The sequence below is a fragment of the Embleya scabrispora DSM 41855 genome, from assembly GCF_000372745.1.
Lineage (GTDB): Bacteria > Actinomycetota > Actinomycetes > Streptomycetales > Streptomycetaceae > Embleya > Embleya scabrispora.
The window spans coordinates 183,234-206,228 of sequence record NZ_KB889686.1; the positions used below are offsets into that span (position 1 = coordinate 183,234).

Annotated in this window: 22 protein-coding genes; 7 read left to right on the plus strand and 15 right to left on the minus strand. The window is 71.5% G+C overall.

The window, feature by feature from the left end; all coding sequences use genetic code 11:
- The first annotated feature begins 53 nt into the window (after positions 1–53).
- Together A3IC_RS0132790 and A3IC_RS0132795 are read left to right on the plus strand one after the other, a co-directional pair.
- On the plus strand, positions 54–701 hold the full coding sequence (locus A3IC_RS0132790; protein ID WP_245599743.1) for a hypothetical protein: 648 nt from the start codon (positions 54–56) through the stop codon (positions 699–701).
- A gap of 106 nt (positions 702–807) precedes the next feature.
- Entirely contained in the window at positions 808–1,041 is a 234-nt protein-coding gene (locus A3IC_RS0132795) for a hypothetical protein (RefSeq protein ID WP_158696191.1), read from the plus strand.
- A 189-nt stretch (positions 1,042–1,230) separates the two neighbouring features.
- Here the strand turns inward: A3IC_RS0132795 and A3IC_RS0132800 are convergent, their stop codons facing one another.
- From A3IC_RS0132800 to A3IC_RS0132810, 3 genes are all read right to left on the minus strand, one after another.
- The gene (locus A3IC_RS0132800) at positions 1,231–2,097 is read right to left on the minus strand and encodes an RNA polymerase sigma-70 factor (RefSeq protein ID WP_020554316.1); all 867 of its coding nucleotides are present in this window, start codon (positions 2,095–2,097) and stop codon (positions 1,231–1,233) included.
- A complete protein-coding gene (locus A3IC_RS0132805; RefSeq protein WP_020554317.1) occupies positions 2,094–2,672 on the minus strand; it encodes a carboxymuconolactone decarboxylase family protein in 579 nt (192 codons plus the stop codon). Before A3IC_RS0132805 ends, A3IC_RS0132800 begins: the two co-directional genes overlap by 4 nt.
- A gap of 173 nt (positions 2,673–2,845) precedes the next feature.
- Positions 2,846–3,778, minus strand: a complete 933-nt coding sequence (locus A3IC_RS0132810; protein ID WP_020554318.1) for a LysR family transcriptional regulator — start codon at positions 3,776–3,778, stop codon at positions 2,846–2,848.
- A 398-nt stretch (positions 3,779–4,176) separates the two neighbouring features.
- Between A3IC_RS0132810 and A3IC_RS0132815 the strand changes: the two genes are divergently transcribed.
- The 3 genes from A3IC_RS0132815 (at position 4,177) to A3IC_RS73140 (ending at position 6,448) form a co-directional block, all read left to right on the plus strand.
- Positions 4,177–5,007: an SDR family NAD(P)-dependent oxidoreductase gene (locus tag A3IC_RS0132815; RefSeq protein WP_026219023.1), complete on the plus strand. Its 831-nt coding sequence runs from the start codon at positions 4,177–4,179 to the stop codon at positions 5,005–5,007.
- A 273-nt stretch (positions 5,008–5,280) separates the two neighbouring features.
- A complete protein-coding gene (locus tag A3IC_RS57830) occupies positions 5,281–5,853 on the plus strand; it encodes an RNA polymerase sigma factor (RefSeq protein WP_020554320.1) in 573 nt (190 codons plus the stop codon).
- Positions 5,854–5,908: 55 nt separating this feature from the next.
- Positions 5,909–6,448, plus strand: coding sequence for a hypothetical protein (locus A3IC_RS73140; RefSeq protein ID WP_205354722.1), 540 nt, complete (start codon positions 5,909–5,911; stop codon positions 6,446–6,448).
- Positions 6,449–6,756: 308 nt separating this feature from the next.
- On the opposite strand, the gene A3IC_RS0132830 is transcribed toward A3IC_RS73140, so the two are convergent.
- From A3IC_RS0132830 to A3IC_RS57855, 12 genes are all read right to left on the minus strand, one after another.
- Positions 6,757–8,877 (minus strand): phosphocholine-specific phospholipase C, encoded by a 2,121-nt coding sequence (locus A3IC_RS0132830; protein ID WP_020554322.1) that lies wholly within the window; start codon positions 8,875–8,877, stop codon positions 6,757–6,759.
- A 436-nt stretch (positions 8,878–9,313) separates the two neighbouring features.
- A complete protein-coding gene (locus A3IC_RS0132840) occupies positions 9,314–9,853 on the minus strand; it encodes an O-methyltransferase (protein ID WP_425387368.1) in 540 nt (179 codons plus the stop codon).
- Positions 9,854–9,965: 112 nt separating this feature from the next.
- Complete coding sequence (locus A3IC_RS0132845) at positions 9,966–11,477, minus strand: hypothetical protein (RefSeq protein ID WP_158696192.1); 1,512 nt, start codon at positions 11,475–11,477, stop codon at positions 9,966–9,968.
- A gap of 249 nt (positions 11,478–11,726) precedes the next feature.
- Positions 11,727–12,404 (minus strand): class IV adenylate cyclase, encoded by a 678-nt coding sequence (cyaB, locus tag A3IC_RS57840; RefSeq protein WP_063744907.1) that lies wholly within the window; start codon positions 12,402–12,404, stop codon positions 11,727–11,729.
- A gap of 221 nt (positions 12,405–12,625) precedes the next feature.
- Positions 12,626–12,817: a hypothetical protein gene (locus A3IC_RS0132855; protein ID WP_020554326.1), complete on the minus strand. Its 192-nt coding sequence runs from the start codon at positions 12,815–12,817 to the stop codon at positions 12,626–12,628.
- A 338-nt stretch (positions 12,818–13,155) separates the two neighbouring features.
- Positions 13,156–14,853, minus strand: a complete 1,698-nt coding sequence (locus tag A3IC_RS0132860; protein ID WP_020554327.1) for a class I adenylate-forming enzyme family protein — start codon at positions 14,851–14,853, stop codon at positions 13,156–13,158.
- Between the two features lie 122 nt (positions 14,854–14,975).
- Positions 14,976–15,332 carry a cupin domain-containing protein gene (locus tag A3IC_RS57845; RefSeq protein ID WP_020554328.1) on the minus strand — a complete coding sequence of 119 codons (357 nt, stop codon included), beginning with the start codon at positions 15,330–15,332 and terminating at the stop codon, positions 14,976–14,978.
- 142 nt (positions 15,333–15,474) lie between these two features.
- Entirely contained in the window at positions 15,475–16,587 is a 1,113-nt protein-coding gene (locus A3IC_RS0132870; RefSeq protein WP_020554329.1) for a D-2-hydroxyacid dehydrogenase, read from the minus strand.
- A complete protein-coding gene (locus A3IC_RS0132875; RefSeq protein WP_106669084.1) occupies positions 16,584–17,435 on the minus strand; it encodes a thiamine pyrophosphate-dependent enzyme in 852 nt (283 codons plus the stop codon). The genes A3IC_RS0132870 and A3IC_RS0132875 overlap by 4 nt, the downstream gene beginning before the upstream one ends.
- A complete protein-coding gene (locus A3IC_RS57850) occupies positions 17,432–18,613 on the minus strand; it encodes a hypothetical protein (protein ID WP_020554331.1) in 1,182 nt (393 codons plus the stop codon). The genes A3IC_RS0132875 and A3IC_RS57850 overlap by 4 nt, the downstream gene beginning before the upstream one ends.
- A complete protein-coding gene (locus A3IC_RS0132885) occupies positions 18,610–18,969 on the minus strand; it encodes a 4Fe-4S dicluster domain-containing protein (RefSeq protein ID WP_086018502.1) in 360 nt (119 codons plus the stop codon). Before A3IC_RS0132885 ends, A3IC_RS57850 begins: the two co-directional genes overlap by 4 nt.
- Positions 18,966–19,535: a 2-oxoacid:ferredoxin oxidoreductase subunit gamma family protein gene (locus A3IC_RS57855; RefSeq protein WP_020554333.1), complete on the minus strand. Its 570-nt coding sequence runs from the start codon at positions 19,533–19,535 to the stop codon at positions 18,966–18,968. Before A3IC_RS57855 ends, A3IC_RS0132885 begins: the two co-directional genes overlap by 4 nt.
- A 211-nt stretch (positions 19,536–19,746) precedes the next feature.
- Here A3IC_RS57855 and A3IC_RS62950 point away from each other — a divergent pair, with 211 nt between their 5' ends.
- Together A3IC_RS62950 and gyrB are read left to right on the plus strand one after the other, a co-directional pair.
- A complete protein-coding gene (locus tag A3IC_RS62950) occupies positions 19,747–20,394 on the plus strand; it encodes a TetR/AcrR family transcriptional regulator (RefSeq protein ID WP_020554334.1) in 648 nt (215 codons plus the stop codon).
- Between the two features lie 561 nt (positions 20,395–20,955).
- Positions 20,956–22,989 carry a DNA topoisomerase (ATP-hydrolyzing) subunit B gene (gyrB, locus tag A3IC_RS0132900; protein WP_026219027.1) on the plus strand — a complete coding sequence of 678 codons (2,034 nt, stop codon included), beginning with the start codon at positions 20,956–20,958 and terminating at the stop codon, positions 22,987–22,989.
- The last annotated feature ends 6 nt before the right edge of the window (positions 22,990–22,995 follow it).

Genomic DNA, 22,995 nt, shown 5'->3' on the forward strand with positions numbered 1-22,995 from the left:
CGTGGGGTCGGGCGACGCGCGGTGGGGTCGGTGGGGGCTGTTAGCGTCCGGGCATGCCGATGGGAGGGGCGGGGAATCCCGCACATGGAGTGGCACTGACGGAGCAGGTCATCGACGCGGTACGCCGGGATCCGGCGGCGTCCGCGTTGTCGTACCGGCACGTGCCGTGGGTGACGGACGGCACCCCGGAGCCGATGGTCGCGGACGCGCTCGACAAGGTGGTGTTCCCGTCCGGGCGCCCGCTGTCGCCGAGCCTGCGGGCGTGGCTGGCGTTCGACTCCGGTCTGCTCGAACGCCACGGGTGGTTCGCGCCTGGTGGCGGCTTCGCGCCACGGCGGCTGGACCGGTTGGTGAGAGACGAGCTGGGCGAGCCCTGGGCCGAGATCTTCGAGCCGCTCGCCGAGCGCTTCCCCGAGTGTTTTCTCCTTCCCGGGGGATCCGATTCGAGGCGGATCCTCGCGGTCGGCGAGCCGGACTCCGAGGGCGAGTATCCGGTTCTCGCTCTCGACGTCGACGACATGCCGTTCGTCGGGTTGATGTACCCGGGATTCGACGTCTACGTGGCCCATACGGCGGGCCTCGTCGAGTACGACTTCCCCACCTACACCGCCATGGTCGACCACCCGACCTACGGCCCACGGATGCGCGAGCACTCCGTCACCCGGTTCGCGGGTAAGGATTACGCCGAATACCCCTTTTAGGAAAGAAACGACGGGTCATCGAAGGGTCTATGGGGCGGTGCGAGTGGGCGCCGTCCTCGGCGGCTCGGACGGGGCGGTGTCGGTGGGCGGCGATACCGTCCGTCGGATGAGTATCGAAGCAACTCGCGCCGGCGGGGCAGAGGTCCGGGTCAGTCTGTCTCCCGAAGCGGTGGAACGTGTGCGGGCGTTGATCGGGCTCGGGCTCGCCGCGTCCATCGAGGACTACGTGGCCGACTCCGTCCGCAACCGCCTCGCCGGGTTCCAGGACTTTGCCGCCGGAACCGTCCGCCGGCCCGACGGCGACCCGAGGGAATGGGTGATGCCCGGCCGCGGCGCATAGTCCGCGGTCGGCCCCGCCGAGCGGGGATCATCCTGCGGGCGGCCCGGTTCCGGCTGGGCGAGGTCGAGTTCGGCACGTGCTCGGCCCTGCTGCCCAACCGGCTCCCCGCGCGCACGCGGATGCGCCACGTGAGGGTTCCGGGCAGTCTTCGCCACCCGGAACACTCACGATGCCGGCGCGACAGCGGGCCTACCTGGTGAGTTCGGCCGGTTCGTCGAGCCGGGTCAGCTTCTGCGGGTTTCTCATCAGGTAGATCCGGGTGATCCGCCGGTCCTCCACCACCAGGCTCACCGCGGTCGGCTCGCCGTCGATCTCGAATCGGCCCGCAGGCGCGCCGTTGAGCCAAACGGTCACCGTCTCGAACGCGGCCACCACCCGGCCCGCGCGCGCGAGCACCGTTGCCACCGTTTCGGCCCCATGGACGGGAGCCAGGGCGGCGGCCGCGAGCCCGCCGCCATCGGCGATCAGGACCACGTCCGGCGCCATGATCTCGAGCAGCTCCTGCAACCGGCCGGTTCGCAGCGAGGCCAGGAACCGCTCCACCACGGCCTGCTGCTCCGTCCGGCTCACTTGCACCCGCGGCCGCCGAGCCGCCACGTGCTCGCGTGCCCGCCGGCCGATCTGCCGCACCGCGGTCGCGGACTTCCCGATGGCCTCGGCGATCTCGCCGTACGGCAGCTCGAAGACCTCGCGGAGTACGAACACCGCCCGCTCCGCCGGCCCGAGCGTTTCGAGCACGGTCAACATCGCGATCGAGACGCTCTCGGCGAGTTCGACGTCCTCGGCGACGTCGGGGCTGGTCAGCAGCGGTTCCGGCAGCCACTCGCCCACGTAGTCCTCGCGGCTGCGCGACAACGTTCGAAGGCGGTTGAGCGCCTGCCGCGTGACGGTCCGGACGAGGTACGCCCGCGGGTCACGCACCTGTGAGTGGTCGACGTCGGCCCACCGCAGCCAGGACTCCTGTACCACGTCCTCCGCGTCGGCCGCCGACCCGAGCATCTCGTAGGCGACCGTGAACAGCAGGCTGCGGTGGGCAACGAACGGATCCTTGGTCATGCCGTGGACGCCGCCGGGGACTTCCCGGGAAGCGCGGCCAACGGAATCTCGCAGGCATCGGAATAGCCCTGCGACGTGATCCCGTGCGCCGTGTTGGTCCTGGTCGACAGGTTGGCGAAGCCGATGAACACGGTGAGTTCGACGAGCGCCGCCGGGCCGAGCCGGTCGAGCAGACTCGCCGACAGCTCGTCGGTGACGGTTGTCGGTGTGTTCGTCATGGCCTCGGCGTACTCCATCACCTCCCGCTCCAGCGGCGTGAACACCTCGGACTCACGCCAGCGCGGCACCTGGCCGGCCTTGGCCAGGTCCAGGTTCTCGTTCATCGCCGCGAAGTAGTTGATGTCGAGGCACCAACTGCAGCCGACCTGCGCGGCAACGGCCATGTGCGCGAACGTCTTGAGGCTCGCATCGGCCGCATTCCACGCGCCCACCTTGGCCGAGAACTCCATGTTGGATATGGCGACGTCGGGGTTGTTGAAGATCACCTCGACGGGTTCGGGCACCATCCCGAGCTGCTTGATCAGGTTGTCCCTCATCTCGGTGGGAAGCTCCGCCTTCGGGATACGCGATGTCACGGTGTTCTCCTTGTCCGGGGCCTGTCGGCCTGTTCGGCATGAAGACACCGCCCGGTCCGCCGATGTGACAACCACCGCCACGCACGGATCGTCGGCACCGCACTCGCCGATCTCGGTGATGCCCTGACTTGTACCTGTGCCCGTGCCTGTACTCGGCCTGTGCCTGTGCCGTCTCACTCGATGTCGTCGCTCGCGTGCGAGACGTTCCTTCCGGGTGCGCTCGGCGCTGCCAAGGTGTCGGTGGCGGCGCGGGTGAATGCCTGGGCGAGTGGGGAGTAGGCGGCTGTGCGCCAGACCAGGCCCCACGCCAGGGTGGGCGAGTCGTGGATGGGGACGTACGCGATGTCGCCTCGCGGGAAGTACTTGACCGCGTGCAGCGGCACCGGCGAGATGCCCAGGCCGGCCGCGATCGCCGTGAGCGTCTCGTGGGCCGTGGCGCTGGAGGGGCCGCGTGGGATCGGCTTGCCGCTGGGCGTCTGGGTCGGATTGATCGCCTCGGCCCAGTACGCCGGGACCGAGTCGTCGATCCGGAACACCGGCCCGATCGCCAGGTCTTCGAGCGAGACCGAGGTACGGCCGGCGAATTCGTGCCGGGCCGACACCGCGAGCACCAGCGGTTCGGTCAGCACGATCGGACCCACCGTCAGATCGGGCTCCTCCACCGGCAACCACACCAGTTGCAGATCGACATCCCCGCTGCGCAGCAGCCCGAACGGGTCGCCGATGTGCGCCTCACGGATCCGCAGCTCGCAGTCGGGGTGCCGGGTCCGGAAGGTGTCCAGGACGTCGGGGATCTCGGCCAGCGTCGCATCCATCGTGCCCAGGCGCAGCGTTCCGGAGAGGCCGCGCGCCGCCGCCGCGGCCCGCTCGATCCCGTCCTGGATGCGCTGATAGCCCGCCGCGAGGTCGTCGCGCAGCTGCCGGCCGATCGGGGTCAGTGCCACGCGTCGGCTGGTGCGCTCGAACAGGGGTGCGCCGATCCGGCGTTCCTGTTGCTTGATCGCCTGGCTGACCCGGGCCGAGGAGACCAACAACCGCTCGGCGGTGCGGCCGAAGTGCAACTCCTCCGCCAGCACCAGGAAGATCTCGATGTCCCGCAGCTCCATACGCCCCCGCCGTTCGTCGCCGTACCGTGCCGTGTCGTGTTGCGCCGTGCCCCGTTGACCCGTTGCCCGCGGGTCGACGCCCCGCCGATGTGTCAGCCGATCGGAGCCGGTATCGATTCCCGCTTCGGCATCGGTAACCCCTGGGTTAACAAGGGTTGCGATCATCGTCGTTGCTCGGACGCCGTCCCGGCACGATCGTAGAGACACGCCGAAACGGAACGCCCGAACACCGGACCGAGGCGTCCGATGACGGTGACCGACCGAGACGACTCACCAAGGCGATCCACCAAGGCGATCCGTCTACGCGACTGATCGGCGCGACCCATCCATGTGCCGGACCGATGTGCCGGGCCGAGCCGACCGCCGCACGCCTCCACCCTCACGAATCGGGGATCACCATGGCCAAGACCGCCCTCGTCACCGGCGTGACCGGCGCGCTGGGTCTCCCGCTGGTGCGCGGATTGTGCCGCCGCCTCGGCGACGACGGCGTGGTCTACCTGACATCCCGGGACCCGGAACGCGGGCGGGCCGCCGTCGCCCGGCTGCGCGGCGAGGGGTTCGCGCCGCGACTCGCGGTACTCGAACCGGGCGACGCGGCCGGCGTCGGCGCGCTGGCCGACACGCTCGCCGACCGACACGGCGGCATGGACGTGGTGATCGCCGGCGCAGCCGCCCGGATCGCCTTCGGGGTACGCAATCAGGACCAGGTCAGGTCCTACGTCCGGACCGACAACCACGGCGCCCACCGGCTGATCGAGGCGTTCGTGCCGCTGCTCGCGGACGGGGCCCGGTTCGTACTCCTGGCAGGCGACTTCGGCGGGCTGCGGCACCTCCCGTACCGGCTGCGAGCGCGCTTCGACGTGGATCGGGCGAGTCTGGCCGAGCTGGCCGAGGTGATGGACGACTACGTGTGCGCCGTCGAGGAGGGCCGGGCGGCGGCCGAGGGCTGGCCGGCGTGGATCGGCGTTCCGTCGATGATCGGCCGGATCGCGGCGATGAAGATCCTGGCCCGGGACCTGGCCGAGGACGCGGTCCGGCGCGACATCGTGATCAACGCCGCGAGCGTGTGCCCCGCGGATCCGACCGAACCGATGGACCCCGCCGAGTCGGCCGCGGAGATCGAGCGCGTCGCCGCCGACGTCCTGTGGCTGGCCACACTTCCGGCGGGCACGCCCGAGCCGTACGGGGAACTGGTCCGCGGCCGCACGGTGCTGCCGTTCGGGGCGTGACCAGCGCAACCGGCGTCCTCGGAGCGCACGTCCCCGGAGCGGATCCAGGCCGCCGCGGCCCGGCCCCCACGACCACGACCCGGTCATGGGACGAGATCGTGGTCGCGGTGAATCCTTTTGCGGCCCGGCGGGCTCCTATGTGTGCGTCGACCGCCCGGTCGGCCGAGGAATCGGAGGAGGTACCCATGGGGGTTGTCGTCGTCGGTGTCGGTATCGGTGTCGCCATGCTGGTGTGCGTGTGCGTCGTGCTGATCCGGAAGCGGGGGAGTTCGCGTGGTTGAGAAGAATTGGCCGGGCGAGCAGTTGGTCCTCGCCGCCCAGCGCGGGGATGTCGACTCGATCTCCGCGCTGGTCTCCGGGTCGTATCCGCACGTGCTGCGCTTCGCGCATTCGCTGTGCGCGACGCCGCACGACGCGGAGGACGCGGCGCAGGAGGCATTGATCATCCTCTACCGCAGGATCGGGATGTTGCGGGCCACCGCGGCGCTGGGGTCGTGGATGTTCCGCATCGTGCGCAACGAGTGCCTGCGGCGCGCGCGGACGGTGCTGCGCCCGGCCGAACCGGACCGGGAGGCGGCGGCCACGGAGTGCCTGGAGGACGACGTGCTCCGGCGCCTGGAGGCCGAGCGGGTGGCAGCGGTGATCGCCACGTTGCCCGAGGACCTGCGTCGGGTGTTGATCATGCGCGACGTGCAGGGTCTGCCGGGTCGGCCGGTCGCCGAGGCACTGGGTCTGAGTACGGCCGCCATGAAATCGCGCCTGCACCGGGCTCGGGTGGCGGTCCGGGAGGGCCTTCGACAACCGCTCGACGGGTACGAAGGGGGCCTCGATGGGGACGATCGTTGACCGTGTGAGGGGGGGCTTGATGGGGGCGACCGTCGATCGGGTGAAGGAGGTGCCGATGGGGGCGACCGTCGACCGTGTACACGATGCCCCGATGTCGGCGGCCGGAGATGTCGGCGGCGGTCGAGCGCCCGAGGAAAGCCCTGCGGCGGGGGCGCTTGCCGACCCGGGGAAGGAGCCCGTTTCGACGGGAGTGGGCGCCGACCGAGGCAGCGCCCGCGTCTCGGTGGCGCGGCACCTGGTGAGAGGCGTGGTGGGGTTCGGGGCGATCGCCGGCGCGTTCGCGCTCGTCCCGGTGGTCGGCCCGGTGGCCCTGTTGCTCGCGCCGGTGGGCCTGATCGCGCTGCGCGGCTGCCCGACCTGTTGGCTGATGGGGCTGATCCAGGCCGTCTCGGCGGGCCGGATGGCGCGCCGGTGCGTGGACGGCCGTTGCGAGGTGCGGTCAACCCGGCCGAGTACCGGGCGCCTTGCGAGCGCGCGGCCGGCTCCGAGTGCGCCGCGCCCGCCGGCAGCCGGCCCGAAGGTGCCGAACGCGCCGGCCACCGGCGACGAGGCCACCACGCACCCGCCGGACGGCACAGCGCGAAACGCTGCCTGAGTCGCCGCCCGTCGCCCGCCGTTCGCCGCCGCCCTCGGCCACCCATCGCCCGTCGAGGCCGAAGCCCCCACGCGGCGAACGCACGTCCCGGCGCGGGGAAGTCGCCGGGACGTGCGCGATGGGTGCGGGTGGGGACGTCGGCCCGGGCGTCGGCGTGATGGACCGGCGCGAGCGCCGCCGCACTCGACACACCCGCCGACCCGGCCGACCCGCCCGCCGAGCGCACCGCGTCGTCGGTCGGCTCGGCGGCCCCGGCCACGGACAGCGAAGATCCGCCGTCACGCGCCGGAGTCGCCGCGACCTGCCGGTCAGCCGCTGACGCTCTCCCGACCGTTCTCGATGTGGCCGGCCAGGCGTCGGCTGAAGCCGTCGCTGCCCTCGATCGTCACCGTGACGTCGTACCAGCCGTCGGCCGAACTCGTCGACCAGTGCACCGTACGGTCCCGGCCCGGCTTGAGGGTGATCGTGCGCTCGCGGTCGGAGCAGCCGAGGCCGTAGGCGTTCGGGGTGAGCTTGAAGGTCACCGACTGCTCGCCGTGGTTGGTCAGTTCCAGGTCCAGCATCCGACCCGTGCCGCGGATCCGCGAGGTGACCTCGGTGCCGGCCGTCGCCGTGGTCCCGGCGAACTCGCGGCGGAAACCGTTCGGGCCGATCAGCGTCAGGTCGTAGCGGTCGCCCTTGAGCGCGATCGTGTCCGAGCGCCGCCCGCTCACGTCGTAGTGCTTGGGCTTGGGCAGCTCGCCCGAGTACGGGAACAGCTGGAGGTGCACGCTGGACTGCCCGCCGTTGGCGAGGTCGAGCGTCAGCGTGCGCTTGGCGGCGTCCAGCCGCGCGGAGGCGTCCGGCTGGTACGGCAGCGGGCGGGCCGGGCGGCGACCGCGCTCCGGCTCGGGCAGCTTCTGGTCGGCCGGTGGCGTGGGCCGCCAGCGCGAGGTGAACGCCGGGGCCGGGGCCGGGCGCGGCGGCACCTGCGGACGGCGGGTGCGATCGAAGTCGAAGACCCCGGTCAGGTCACCGGACACGGTCCGCCGCCACGCGCTGATGTCGGGCGCGCGAACTCCCGTCCAGGTCTCCAGGAACCGGGTCACCGAGGTGTGGTCGAAGACCTCCGAGGAGACGTACCCGCCCACGGTCCACGGCGACACGACCATCATCGGCACGCGGGCGCCGAATCCGATCGGCAGCCCGTTGTAGTACTCGTCATTGACCTCCTCCGGCGGGCACGGCGCCGGCACGTGGTCGAAGAAGCCGTCGTTCTCGTCGAACGTGAGCAGCACGACGGTCGAGTCCCAGATATCCCGGTTGGACGCGATCGCGTCCAGCACCTGGTAGGTGATCGTCGCGCTGGCGGCCGGCGAGGACGCGCCCGGGTGCTCGGAGTCGGCCGCCGAGGGCACCAGGTAGGACACCTCGGGCAGGGTGCCCGCCGCGATGTCGGCACGCAGCGAGTCCGCCAGCGAGTGCGGCCGGCCGCGCCGCAGACCACGCTCGTACAGCTCCCGGTCGGCGGCCGGCAGCGCGGCGACGCCCTGCTCCAGCTTGGCCAGCAGCGCGTCCTGCTCGGCGGCCGGCAGCCCGTCGAGCTTGCCGTAGAACGAGTCCATGCTCTTGAAGTCGCCGGCCGCCGCCAGTGCCTTCCGCGCGACCTGCTTGAAGGTGACGTAGAACTCCAGGTTGTTGTCCTGGTAGTTGTCCCACTCCTGGTAGACCTTCCAGGACCGGCCCGCGCGCTGGAGCTGCTCGGCGTAGGTGGTCCACGAGTAGCCCGCGTGGGTGTCCTCGGAGTAGGCGGCGTTGTCGATCGCGCGCCGGGTGCTGCTGCCGGGCTCGTAGCCGGTGTAGCCGCTGACCAGGTAGTTGCGGTTGGGCGAGGTCGACGACGGCAGCGCGCAGTGGTACGCGTCGCAGATCGTGAACGTGTCCGCCAGCTCGTAGTGGAACGGCAGGTCGGTGCGGTCGTAGTAGGCCATCGTGGCGGGCGTCTTGGCGCCGATCCAGCCGTCGTTCCAGCCGTCGTTCCAGGCCTTGTGCCCGCCGTTCCAGCTGTGGTCGAGGTCGCCGATGTACTGGAGGTCCTTGGACGCCTCCTGGGCCGCCTTGCGCACCGAGAACGGCAGCACGCGACCGGCGGGGCCGCCCGGCTGCTCGAACACGACGTGCCCGTCCCGCAGTCGGATCGCGTTGCGGTCGCCGAAGCCTCGGACGCCGCGCAGCGTGCCGTAGTAGTGGTCGAACGACCGGTTCTCCTGGACGAGCACGACCACGTGCTTGATCGCCTTCAACCCGCCGCGCCGGGGCGGGGAGGCGAGTGCCTGCTGGACGGACGGCGGCAGGAGCGAGCCGGCGACGGCAAGTCCCGCGCCGCCCGCGCCGAGCTGGAACAGGCGGCGGCGGGATACGCCGGAGGGAGGCTGGGGGGAGGCCGACACGAAGAGCCCTTTCGGATGCGGGGAGCAATGCCCGTGCGAGGGGTTCGCACGGATGCGGTGATTCGGGAGTGCCGAGCCGTTCGCACGTACGGGGGATGGTTCGGACGTGCGGAACTGTTCGGACGAACGCAGTTCATCGGTCCGCCGTCGACCGGGGAGCGGATCGCGGGTGACGGACAGGCAAACTTCCGCCGGCGTACGGGGCTGTCGGCGTACGGGGGTGTCGGTGTGTGCGGCTGTCGGCGTGCGAGGTTGTGGGCGACGGTCGACGGCCGGCACGCCGCCTACCCGCACTGACGCGATACCGATGTTCGCCGGCCGGACGTACTCGCCGGACAATGCCGAGAACGCGCTCGTGTCCGCAGCGAGAGGGGCATCCACCGGGACGGCGGACCGGTCCTCGCGGCGTGATCAAGAACTCCTGCAGCCCGCCTGGCTAGTGACGGCGGGCAGCGACAACCGTGGAACCGAGAGGTGTTGTGAGTACTTCGGTGGCGTTCAGGGCCGGATGGGTGAGGTAGAACAGGCGGAGTTCATCCACTTCGCCGCCGAAACGAGGCGGCCAACGAGGCGAGGGGGTGAAGTCGTCCAGGATGAGAAGGCCCCCGGGAGCAAGCAACTCGACGACCCCCTCGGGGTCGTCACGCTTGCCTCCGCCGTCGCAGAAGAAGACGTCGAAGGGGGCGTGCTGCTCGAGCAGCCGCCAGTCCCCGGTGAGAACATTGACACGGTCGTCGTCCGCGAAGACACCGGCCGCTCGACGGGCCAACTCCTCGTCACGCTCCACCGTGATCAGGCGGGCACCGGCGCCGAGGCCACTGTGCAGCCAGGCGGTGCCCACTCCCGAGCCGGTGCCGCTCTCCGCGATGACTCCGTGAGGCTTCGCGGCAGCGGCCACGCCGAGCAGCCTGCCCACCTCCGGGACGCAACTCTGCTCGAATCCCGCCTCGACAGCGACACGCTCCGCAGCCGTCACGCGGGGCGGAACCGCACGTTCTGTCGGGATCACGAATCCCCCTTCACCGTGAACACGACGTCATCCGCCCCCGGTGGCGTCCGCACGGAGTTTCGCCTGCCCGGTCACAGCATCAGGCCCGCGCCGTGTCCGGAACGGTGCCGGCCTCCGCTGCGGCTGCCGCGGCCTTGGCCGCCGCCTGGAGGGTCTGCACCGGTGTGTTCGTGCGCAGTGCTTCCACGTAGATCAGGTGCTCCGGTGCGATCCGCCCGCGCAACTCGCCGTGCTCGACCCGAGCCTCGGTCAGCCAGCCCTCCGCGACCAGGGTCTCGGCGTCGGCCGTGACCTGTTCGGCGGTGGTCGCGGTGAGGCCGGTGAGGAACGCGACCTCCACGCGGGCGGCGCCGTTCGCGTCCGAGTGGGCGGTGATGCCGAGGGCGGCCAGCCGTACGTGTGCGGGCTGCTTGCGCAACTTCTTGTGCGAGATCAGTCGGGCGACCCAACCCGAGGAGCGGGTCCTGGGCAACTTGCCCAACGAGAAGCCCTCGGCGCCCGGGACGCCGCACCCGACCGGGTCCTCCTCGGTCGCCAACAAGTCCTCGACGTCTACGGTGAGCCACCCGGACGCGGTCAGTTCACCGACCGCGAGCTCGGCTTCCTTGCCGCACACGCCGCGCAGATCCGGCCCGGTCAGGTTGGCCACACCCGAGCCGACCCCGCGCAACAGGCAGACCAGCGCGAGCAGTCGGGAGACGGGCGCGGTGCCGGGTGCGGTCCGCCCGATGTAGGTCAGCGCGCCGCGCACCGGCTCGCCGAGGCCGCTCACCGCCCAGTGCCCGCCCGGTTCCGCGCCGGGACGGGCGCTTTCCCACGGGATGCCGCGCTGCTGGGCCAACTGCTGGAGGGTGGTCTCGTACGCCCGGCGGGCCCGGTCGGCCTCGGCCCGGACCAGGCCCGTGCCGAGCGGATACGGTGCGTCGGCCCACAGGGTGAGCGCGGCGGCCTTGCGCTTGGTCAACTCCGCGACGACGGTCAGGTCGGCGGCGCCGCCGGCTTGGTGCGCGCGGAACCCCTCGACGATCGCGGTGAGTTCGGCCAGCAGCGGTTCCGGCAGGCCGGGCGGCACGGTGAGCACGCCGAAGCGCTTGAGGCCGGTCTGCTCGCCGTCCCTGGGCCCCTTGGGCTCGCGCGGGCGACGGGCCTCCTTCGACAACCGCGGCTCCGGCGCCGTGCGCGCGCTCCGGGTCGGCGGCGCGGCCGCGGGCGCGGTCGGCTCACGCAACTCGGGCAGCAGCGGCGACGAGGGGCGAGGCAGCACCGGGGACGGGGGTGTGGGCCCGGGTGCGGGCTCCGCCGTGCCCCGGCCGGCCACGGACACCTCGATGGGCCCGTCCAGGCCGACCGCGGTGAGCGGTGGGGACAGGGCCAACAGGCCGCTGTCGACCAGGTCGCCGGCGATGCTCATCGCGCTGCGCGAGCCGATGGTGCGCCCGTTGGGTCCGGCGAGTCCGGCGACCTCGCGGATGGTGATGCGCTCCCCCGCCGCAGCCGCCGCGGCGAACAGCGCGAACACCCGCAACTCCACCGGGGCCATGCGGTTCACATCCATCGAGCCGACCCTGGCGGCACGCGTCTTCAGAGGCATGCCCACCTGTCTACCGCACCGGGCCCGGCCCCGAAGCCTCATTCGACCCCAACACCCGAAAGGACTAACCGAACAAGCCACGAACGCCCCCGGAAACAGAGCCGATCCCGTCGACCCCGGCGCCCGTCGTACCGCCCCGCCCAGTGTGCGCCCTCACCTGTCCGGCCACCCGCCGACCCGCCCCCGCGCCCGGCCCGACCCCCGCCCCGAGCCGCCGACTTGCGCACGCGGGCCCCACCCGTCACCCGCTCACCCGTCGACCCGCGAGCCGCCCTCGGCCCCGGGCTCGTCTTCCGGCCCGGTCTCGATCCCAGGCCCGGCCCCGGCCCCGCTCCCCGTCCCGCGCTCCGGCTCCGCTCCGGCCCGGGCCCTGCGCGCCGCCACCGCATCCGTGTACGTCTCGTTCGTCAGCGCCGCACGCGACACCCCGAGGTCGGCAAGCACCGTCCGCACCACCTCCAGCGCCGCGGCCACCTGAGCGTCGTCCGCCTCCGGAGTCTCCACCTCGACGAATGTCTCGCCGAGTTCCGGTACTTCCACAAGCGACGCGAGCAGACGCCGACCACCCCGCTCGAACGCGTAGTTCCGACACCGCTTCTCGAACCGGATCACCGGTACGTACCCGAGTCCCCGCAACACCGCATCCGCACCCGCGGCATCCTCGACGCGCGTCTCGTGCTCGGGCTTCGACCCCGACACCACCTCGACCCGCGCGCCCTTGTACGTCAGCACGGACACCGGCGCATCCGCCCCACGCCGCACCGTCCTGATCCGCAACTCCCGATCCCCACGCGCCAACGCCCGATCCGCGTCGTCGTAATAGGTGTCCACATACACCTCGTCCCGCCCACCGCCACCGAGCCGCTCCAACGCATCGAGCAGGCGCACGACATCACCCACCCGAGCCTTCAACTCCACCTCGATCACAACCCACCCTCCGCCCACATCCACCGAACCGCCCACCGATTCGAATCCGCCCCACCCCCGAAACCGACGACTTCAGCGGATCCGGGCCGCCGTCAAGCGCCGCGATCACACACCCGGCGCGAGCGTGAGTCCGGACGTTCCGTCGCTCCGAGCCCGGGTGGACGCGGCGTGGACGTTGTGGCACAGCGCCCGCTTCAACCGTACGCGGATCGGCGCGCCTCTCAGCTCTCCCCCGGACGCCACGCTTCGAGTGCCATCTCGCCGCCGATCGCGGCCGCCGGTTCGATGGTCGGCCGGCCGATCGGTTGCGTCGGCGCAGGCAACCGGTCGAGGACCACCTCTCCCAGCGTCACGATCCGGCGCGCCTGCTCGACCGTCTTCGGCGGCAGCAGCCGAGCCGATCGCCGCACCACACCGCGCGCAGTTCCGGGGCCAGTGTCGGCGCGTTGCCCACCGCGTCGGCGGCGAGCGGTATCAGCGTGTCGCGTCGCTCACTTGCCCGGTGTATCGCCGGTCCCGCCGCAGGGCGGCAGTAGTGGCCGTGGACGGCGGCGTGGTGTTCGAAGTGCGGCGGGAGCCAGGTGCCGGCGAGCAGCGGAGGGTGTGCCGGAAAGGAGTCGAGCGCGGTCGCGGCGGCACCTGCCGCGGGACCCCTGCGTCTCGCTTCCGTTTATCAGCGCGCCCCCGAACCACCCGATGTGCGGCGGAGTTTCCCGTCGGTCGACCGTTCCTCGCGAGCACAGCGCGACGCTCAGCGCGATCCCGGGGGATCGATGGTGGTCCGCGTGACCGGGCCGGGCGCGGGCGGCTCCGTGGTCGCGGTCGGGTCGGCCGGTTGCGCCGCCTCTTGTACCGCGATCTCCTCGACCGGGCCCGACCCGGCCCCGTCCACCGTCGTGATCCGCTCGACCAGCCGCCGGCGCAGCACCTGTCCGGTCGCGGGCGTGCGGGGCAGTTCGGTGGCGAGCACCACCCGGCGCGGGTGCTTGTGCGCGGCGAGGCGACCCGCGCAGGCGGCGCGCAATGCGGCGAGGTCGGGCGGGTTCGCGGGATCGGTCGGCACCACCACCGCGCAGATCAGCTCGCCCCAGGTCGGGTCCGGCAGGCCGACCACGGCCGTCTCGCGGACCCCCTCGGCCCGCGCCAGCACCGCCTCGACCTCACTCGGCGTGACCGCTTCACCCCCGGTACGGATCAGCTCGCCGACCCGGCCGACGATGCTCAGGTAGCCGTCGGCGTCCATCGTCGCGAGGTCGCCCGTGTGATAGCGGCCGTTCCGCAACACCGCGCGCGTGGCCGGCTCGTCGTCGAAGTAGCCGTCGAACAGCAGCGGTCCGCGCACGCACACTTCACCGTTCGGGCCGAGTTCGACGTCCTGGTACGGGCTGGGCAGACCGCAACTGCCCGGCTTGCGGGCCACATCCACTCCGTCGAGCGCGGCCACGTTGCCCGCCTCGGTCGAGCCGTAGAAGACCCGGAGCACCGCGTTCGGAGCGGCCTCGGCGATGGCCGCGAGCAACTGGGGCGGGGTTCGGGACGTCCCCGTGTCGGCGAATCGCAACGTCTCCAGGGTGCCGCCGCCGAGTCCCGGCCGCCTCTTCTCCGCCGCGAGCGTGTCCAGGACCCGTTGCCACACCGCCGGCACGCAGTTGAGCCGAGCCGCGCGGTGCCGGCGCACGGCCGAGACGATCTCCGCGCCGTCGGCCCTGGCGACCAGGACCACCGTGTCGCGCGCCTGCCACTGTTGCAGCGCGATCGTCCAGGCGCCCATGTGGAACAGCGGGTACGGGCACACCATCGCGCCGCGCGGTTCGAGCTGCGAACCGGGGTGGGTACGCAGCACGTTGGTGCGGTGGGACAGGATCACGCCCTTGGGCCGACCGGTGCTGCCGGAGGTGAAGAACAGTACGTGCGGGTCGGCTTCGTCCGGGCCCTCGGCGACGCCCGGCGTCGACGCGGCCGCCGGCTGCCGGGCGGCCCGAGCGGCCCGCGGCGTCGGCGCGCCCTGCGGCATCGGTACGTCCCGTGGAGTCGGCGCGACATCCGGATCCGCCGCGCCGCCGAGCTCCATCACCGGTACGCCGATCGCTGCCCCCACCGCCCCGCCCGGCACGGTGTCGTCGGCGATCAGCAGCGCGGGCCGGGCCACGCGGGCCGTCGCGGTCGCCTCGGCGGCCGACAGGGTCGGGCCGAGTGGGACGTAGACCGCGCCGATCCGGGCCAGCGCCACGAACACGGCCAACACGTCGAGCGTGGTCCGATTCCAACACACGACCCGGTCGCCGTGCCGGATGCCGATCGCGCGCAGCGCGCGTACGGTCCGGTTCGCCGCCGCGTCCAGTTCGCCGAAGGTGAGCGCGTCCTCTCCCAGGACCGCCGCCGGCCGGTCCGGTACGGCCCGGGCCGCACCCGTGAACACGGCACCGATGACCAGACCGTCGTGTCCCATCGATTCACCCTTCGTCGGCGGTCCGAGCCTGCGTGCCAAGCCGGTTCCGTGAGCGTTCGGCCCTTCACTCGGCCGGTCGGCTCGGCGCTCTCCGCCGGCACCGCGCCCGGCCGGTCGCCGGCTCAGCGGTCCTTCAGCTCGACGATGATCTCGTGATACCGCTGCTCACCGACATTGACCGCCGTCTCCACGCCGCCGCGCCGCATCGGGACCACCACGCCGGGCACCACGTCCGCGGCGAAGTACTCGCGGTACTCGCCCCGGCTGTCCGGCTCCGGCTCGACCGCGATCCGGTCGCCCGCGATCTGGATCAGGTAGTAGTCCAGCTCGTGCCGATGCGCGTCGCTGCGCGCGCCCGGGGCAAGCTCCAACTCCCAGATCCGGACCTTGTCGTCCTCGAACAACACTCGGGTACCGATCCCGCCCAGGGTGCGCTCGGCGGCCGACTCGGCCGCGGCGGCCGTGATTTCGTCGCTCATCTGATCCGTCCTTCGGTGAGTGCGTGCCTGTGTGAGTTCGTGAGTGAGTGTGAATGAATGACAGATCGAGTGGGCGCGTACGTGGACCGGTTGCCCGCGCCCGTCGTCGCGTCGCCGGTTCGTGGCTCGGGTGTGCCGGCCGTCAGCAGCCCGCGTCCGGGTCGACCCGGTTGTGCAGTTCCTCGCCCGCGAGATAGCGGGTCAGGTTGTCGCGGAAGAGCCGGAACACCTCGGTGAAGTGTTCGAGCGCCGCGCTGGAGCAGTGCGCGGACAGGTACAGGTTCGGCGCGTCCCACAGCGGATCGTCGGCGGGCAGCGGTTCGGCCGCGACCACGTCCAGTGCCGCGCCGCCCAACCGGCCGCCGCGCAGCGCCGCGATCAGGTCCGGCTCGACGACGAACGAGCCGCGGCCGACGTTGCAGTAGAACGCGCCCTCGCGCATCGCGGCGAACGCGGCGGCGTTCATCGTGCCGACCGTGTCCGCCGTCTCCGGCGCCGCCGACACCACCGCGTCGCAACCGGCCAACATCTCGTGCAGGTCGTCCGGGTGGAAGAGCCGGTCCACGTGCTCGGCGGGCACCTGCGCGCGACGTCGGGTCGCATGCACGGTCATCCCGAACGCGTGTGCCCGGGAGGCCAGTTGCGAACCGATCCCGCCGACGCCGATCAGCCCGAGGGTCTTGCCGCGGATCAGCCCGCCGAAGGCGGGCTTCCAGCGCCGCGCCCCCTGGAGCGCGTCCAAGTCGCGATGACGCTTGAAGAAGGCGAGCAGCCGGGCGAAGACGAACTCGGCGATCGGCGCCCCGTTCACACCCGCCGCCGTGGTCAGCCGGATACGCTCGGTGGGCAGCCCGGCCGAGAGCAGTTGCCCGTTGCCCGCCGCACAGCTCTGTACCCAGCGCAGCCTGGGCGCCAGGTTCGCCACGTCGAACGGGAGGTCGGCCGCCAGCACGATCTCGGCCCGGACCAGCAGCTCGCGCTGCTCGGCGGTCGGCGCGGGCGCCAGGTCGCGCAGTTCCGGACGTGCCGCGGCGCCGGGCCGGCCGCGTGCGGTGCGCAGTTCCTCGGACTCGACGTAGCGGCAGTCCACGATCTCCAGCCTGGGATCGAGCGCGCGCACCGCGTCCAGGTCGGCCGCGAGCGCATGTGCGGGACGGATGTCCCAGGCGGACGGGTACATGATGCCGACGACGACGGGCGAGAGCTCGCAGCCGTCGGGGGCGGGCTTGTGCTCGGGCGCGGACGCGTCGATCACGCGGATGTCCTCCGGTCCTTCAGTACGCCGAGGGTGTGCGTGGCGGCGTGTGTGGTCGCGAGGTATTCCGGCGCGGCAGCGGTGTCCACGAACCAGCCGGTCGGGCACATGGTCAGGATCTCCACGAACGAGAAGCCTTCGCCGCGCAGTTGGGTGCGGAACGCGTTCTTGATCATCCGGGCGGTGCGGGTGATGTTGACGATGTCGTCGACCGCGCCGCGCGCGACGTAGGCCGCGCCGTCGAGTTGGGCGATCAGGTCGGCGAGCCGGATCGGGTAGCCGTGTTCGGCCGCATCGCGCCCGCCGAGGGTGTTCTTCGTACGCTGACCGAGCACGGTCGTGGCGGTCATGTGCCCGCCGGTCTCGCCGAAGACGCCGTTGTTGAGCATGAAGCACGTGACGCTTTCTCCGCGCGCCGCCGTGTGCAGCACCTCCTGGAGCCCTTCGTTGACCATGTCGCCGTCGCCCTGCACGGTGAACACGAGGGTGTCCGGCCGGCAGCGCTTGACGCCGGTCGCCAACGACGGGGCCCGGCCGTGCAGGGCTTGCAGCACCTCGATGTCGAGGTTGTTGGAGTAGGCCGTGTAGCACCCGATCCCGAACACCGCGATCGCCTTGGCGACCTGGTCGAGTTCCTGGACCTGCTCGACCATCGAGCGCATCGCGATCGGCTCGCCGCAGCCCGGACACAGGTGGTGCGCGCCGACGTCGATCAGGTCGGGGGTGAAGTCGTGGACCAGCCGGGCGCCGCACGTGGGCGCGGCGGCCGTGGTGGTCAGGATGGGCAACTCGCGACGTCCGGCGGGCTGCGGACCGGGCGCGGACGCCGGTGGGATCCCGGCGCTCATCGCGGATCCGCCGCTCGTCGGGCACCGCCGGCCGAGCGGCCGTGGGCCTGCGGAGTCCACGCCGATGCGTCGCCGGCCGGCCCGAACGCGGCCTCGATCCGGCGCCGCATCGCGCCGACTTCGAGGTCCGGCGCGATGCCGAAGCCGGACGAGTCCAGGCTGAGCCGGCCGATGAACCGCACCGGCGCCGCGCCGAGCACGGCCAGGCGTACGTCGTCCACCATCTGTCCTCCGCTGTTCTCGTACACGGCCACCACCCGCGCGCCCGACGCCGCGGCGCGCACGATCTCGCTCGGAAACGGCACCAGCGTGATCGGGCGCACGTAGCCCACGCGCAGACCCTGCTCCCGCAGGTCACGGACGGCCTGGCGGACGTACAGGGCCGGCGTCCCGTACGCGACCACCACGACCTCGGCATCGGCCAGGAATCCGGTCTCCGCGCGGGGTTCGGTCTCGGCGACCATGCGCTCCATCGCGCCGCCGTGCCGGGTGTAGAACTCGGCCAGGTCGTAGCTGGCGTCCGTGCGATCGCCGGCGTGCCGCTGCTTGCGGTCGGACAGCGGCGAGACGAGCTTGGCCGCGCCGGTACCGCCCGTCGAGCCGTCCAGGGCCCAGTCCCGCGCGGGCAGCGGGCCGAAGTCGCGCGGCCGGACGTCGACCGAGACGTGGGTGTGGGCCAGGTAGTAGTCGCCCATCACCAATACCGGGCTGCGCCAGAACTCGGCCAGGTGGAAGGCGTATTGGGTCAACTCGACCGCCTCGCGCACATCGCAGGGCGCGAGTACGAGGTGCCGGTAGTCACCGTGCCCGCCGCCACGCGTGGCCTGGAAGTAGTCGCCCTGCGCGCGGGCCATGTTCAGCACCACGAGCGGCAGCCGCGCGTACACGATCTCGGCCAGCGACTCCTGCATCAGCGACAACCCCTGCCCGGTGGACCCGGTCGCGGCCGGCGTACCGGTGGCGGCGGCGCCCCACGCCATCCCGACCGCCTCCAGCTCGCTCTCCGCGTTGACGCAGACGCCGCCGACCTCGGGCAATCGGGCGGCCATGTGTTCGAGCACCTCGGTGAACGGCGTCATCGGGTATCCGGCGAAGAACCGGCAACCGGCCGCGATCATCGCCTCGCCGATGGCGGCCGAACCGGGCAGTACGGGCGGCCGAGGGCCGGTCGTCTTCATCCGCGGGTGCCTCCGGTTTCGTCGCGGGGTTCGTCGTACCGGTAGACCTGGAAGACGAAGTCCGGACAGATCGCCGAACACGCCTTGCAGGCGATGCAACCGGGCAGCAGTTGCGGATAGCGGTAGCCGCGGTCGTTGACGTCGTCGACGGTCATCCGCAACACGTCCACGGGGCACGCGTCGATGCACAGGTCACAGCCCTTGCAGGCATCGACGTCGATGACGAGGGTGCCTTTGCTGAGCACCGGGGCGTCGGGGTGGGCGGTCGGTTGGTGGGCGGCTGCCGGAAGGGCGGAAGCCGGTCCCGGTCCGGCCGTCGGGTCGCCGGATGGCGGGGTCGAATCGCGGGCACTCATGCGCACACCGGCCAGGCCCGCAGCGCCGGTCCGGCGTGCGCGTGTCCCATCCGCAGCGCGGCGCGGATGCTCTCGGCGTGCTGCCTCCGGTACGGCGGCAGCACCTCGGCGGCCGTGGCCAGCAGCGTGTCCAGGTCGACGATCGCGGTGGCCGCGGCGTACGCGCCGAGCGCGATCATCGTCACCGCCGAGGCGTTGCCGCTGCTCGCGGCCAACTCCGAGGCGGGGATGGGCACGAGCCGGCCGATCGCGGGTGTTCCGACCGGATCGCACAGGCTCGTGTTGAGCACGAGCAGGCCGTCGTCGTGCAGACGCGGATAGACGCCGCCCGCGTGTGCGGGGTGCAGGACCAAGGCGGACCAGGCCGAGCCGATCGTCGGCGGGCTGTCGATGGGATCGTCGCCCAGGACCAGCGTGGTGTCCGAGTTGCCGCCGCGCATCATGCCGCCGTACGACCCGAAGTACATCGCATGCCGGCCCTCGGCCACCGCGGCGGCGGCCAACAGGGCGGTGGCGAGCTGGATGCCCTGGCCGCCGATCCCGGTCAATAGAACCTCGCGCTGCATGGGGACCCCTTCGCGGATGCCTGGGAGGACCTTGCGGACGTGTCTCGTGTGGATGTGTGCGCGGGCGGGGCGGGTGGGTGAGCGCGGATGAGTCGCAACGGTTCGGAGAGGTTCGGAACAACGAAGGCATGTGTCAGAACGTTGTTCCGGATAGTAGGATGCGGCGTTCCGACAAACAAGAGCGTCGCGCAATCGAAGGTGGGGATCGCCGATGGACGGGATCGAAGCGGCGGCGAACTCCGCCGGTCTGATGGGCAATGCGGTGCGCCGGCCGCTGGAGGCGCGGTGGGCGGCGTACGAGGAGGAGGTGCGGCGGCTGGTCGACGCCACCTACCGGGTGGTCGAGCGCACCGGCAGCCTGGATCCGACGATGCGCGACATCATGCGCGAGTCCGGACTGTCGAATCAGGCGTTCTACCGGCACTTCAGGTCCAAGGACGAGTTGCTCGTCGCGCTGCTCGACGACGGCCGGCGGCGGATGGCCGCGTACCTGGACCACCGGATGTCGGCCGCACCCGACGCCCCGGGCAAGGTCGCGGCCTGGATCGAGGGTGTCCTCGCCCAGGCCGGCGATCCGGTCGCCGCCGCCCGCACACGACCGTTCGTCGCGCACCAGGACCGGTTGGCCGACCTGTTTCCCGCCGAACAACGCGACTCGGTCGAGGCGATGGTCCGCCCGCTCCGCGAGGCCATGGCCGCGGCGCCGACCCCGGATCCGGCCGCCGACGCACTCGCGGTCTACCGCCTGACCCTGGCCACACTGCACGACCACCTGCGCACCGGCACGGCCGTCACCCCGGACGACGCGGGGCACACGGTGCGGTTCGCCCTGGCGGGCGTGGGCCTGGCCGCCGGCTGACCGATCGGCGCATGGCGGCCCGGACGCGGCGCCGAGTGCGGTCGCGTGTCGTACGACACCGACTCGACCGGCCCATTCGCACCGCAGACGCGTCCACGGCCGCGCGCGGGCGCGGGCGCCGACGCTTGTGACGTCGATCGGTCGCCCGCCATTTCGTACCACTCTCCACCGGGCAGGGTTCGGCGAAAAGCCAGGCCGGCGGCCTGACGCAGCGCGACGGGTGACCGCGCAGGGTCACGCCGGAAATAGTGCTGGAGACTCTACGCGGCAAGGCGCCAAGAAAGCCACTGGGCGGCTCTCTGTCGCATTTTCAAGGGATTGAGGCAGGGGGGATTGGCTCAGGTGGAATAAGGGTCTCAGGGTGGCGTATGGAGGTGTTCTCGCCCCTCCGGTGAGGGGCGTCTCCGGTACCTTGGACGACGTCCCAGCAGTCAACGGCCCCGAGGTCGGTGAGCCTCCGGGGCCCTGTTCGGGCTGCCGTGCCCCGTCTCCGCCAGCTGTCCGGCCGCTCCCGCACCGTGGTGCGGGAGCGCGGTCTGCCATGCCCGAAAGAGAGCATCTGTGACCACTTACGACACTCGCACCGCCACCGATACCCCCGGTTCCCAGCGGACCGGCCATGTGGGGGCGTCGTCGTATGACGCCAACGCGATCGCTGTTCTGGACGGCCTGGACGCCGTACGCAAGCGGCCGGGTATGTTCATCGGCTCCACGGGAGAGCGGGGGCTCCATCACCTGGTGCAGGAGCTCGTGGACAACTCCGTGGACGAGGCACTCGCGGGGGTGGCCGACCGGATCGACGTGACGATCCTGGCCGACGGCGGGGTGCGGGTGGTCGACAACGGCCGCGGCATCCCGGTGGGGATGCACCCGGTGGAGAAGCGGCCGGCCGTCGAGGTGGTGCTGACCGTGCTGCACTCGGGCGGGAAGTTCGGGGGCGGCGGGTACGCGGTCTCCGGCGGTCTGCACGGTGTGGGTCTGTCGGTGGTCAACGCGCTGTCGACCCGGCTGTCGGCGGAGATCTGGACCGACGGCCACCGGTGGACGCAGGACTACCGGGGCGGTGCTCCCTCCGCCCCGCCGGCCCGCCACGAGGCCACCTCCCGGACGGGCACCTCGCTGTCGTTCTGGGCGGACGGCGACATCTTCGAGACCACCGAATACTCCTTCGAGACGCTGGCCAGGCGTTTCCGGGAGATGGCCTTCCTCAACCGCGGGCTCACGCTGACCCTGACCGACGAACGGCCCTCCGCGCGCGCGACGGCCGCGGCCGACGAAGCCGACTCGGACCCGGCGGCGAAGACGGTCTCCTACCGCTACGACGGCGGCATCACCGACTTCGTGGCCTACCTCAATGCCCGCAAGGGCGAGCCGGTCCATCGCTCGATCATCACCATCGCCGCCGAGGACCCGGAACGGCTGCTGTCGGTCGAGGTCGCGCTGCAGTGGAATGGCCATTACACCGACAGCGTGTACTCCTACGCCAACGCCATCCATACCCATGAGGGCGGCACCCACGAGGAGGGCTTCCGCACGGCCCTGACCACCGTGGTCAACCGCTACGCGCGGGAGAGGAGGCTGCTGCGGGAAAAGGACGCGAACCTGTCCGGCGAGGACATCCGCGAGGGCCTGACCGCGATCATCTCGGTCAAGCTCGGCGAGCCGCAGTTCGAGGGCCAGACCAAGACCAAACTCGGCAACACCGAGGCGCGCACCTTCGTGCAGAAGGTCGTCCACGAGCATCTGACCGACTGGTTCGACCGTAACCCGAACGAGGTCGCGGACATCGTGCGCAAGGCCATCCAGGCGGCCACGGCCCGGGTCGCGGCCCGCAAGGCGCGCGACCTGACCCGCCGCAAGGGCCTGCTGGAAACGTCGTCGCTGCCGGGCAAGTTGTCCGACTGCCAGTCGAACGACCCGGCGATGTCGGAGATTTTCATCGTGGAGGGAGACTCCGCCGGCGGTTCGGCCAAATCCGGCCGCAACCCGCAGTACCAGGCGATCCTCCCGATCCGCGGCAAGATCCTCAACGTGGAGAAGGCCCGGATCGACAAAATCTTGCACAACCAGGAGATCCAGGCGATCATCTCCGCGTTCGGCACGGGCGTGCACGAGGACTTCGACATCGCCGGACTCCGCTACCACAAGATCATCCTGATGGCGGACGCCGACGTCGACGGTCAGCACATCAACACCCTGCTGCTGACCTTCCTGTTCCGCTTCATGCGCCCACTGATCGACGAGGGCCACGTCTACCTCTCCCGCCCCCCGCTGTACAAGATCAAGTGGAGCCGGGAGCACGTCGAATACGCCTACTCCGACCGCGAACGCAACATGCTGCTGGAACGGGGCCGGCAGGACGGCCGCCGGATCAAGGACGACTCCATCCAGCGCTTCAAGGGCCTGGGCGAGATGAACGCCGAGGAACTGCGCGTCACCACCATGGACCCCGACCACCGGGTCCTGGGCCAGGTCACCCTCGATGACGCGGCCGTCGCCGACGACCTCTTCTCCGTCCTGATGGGCGAGGACGTCGAAGCCCGCCGCCACTTCATCCAGCGCAACGCCAGGGACGTCCGCTTCCTCGACATCTGATCCCGG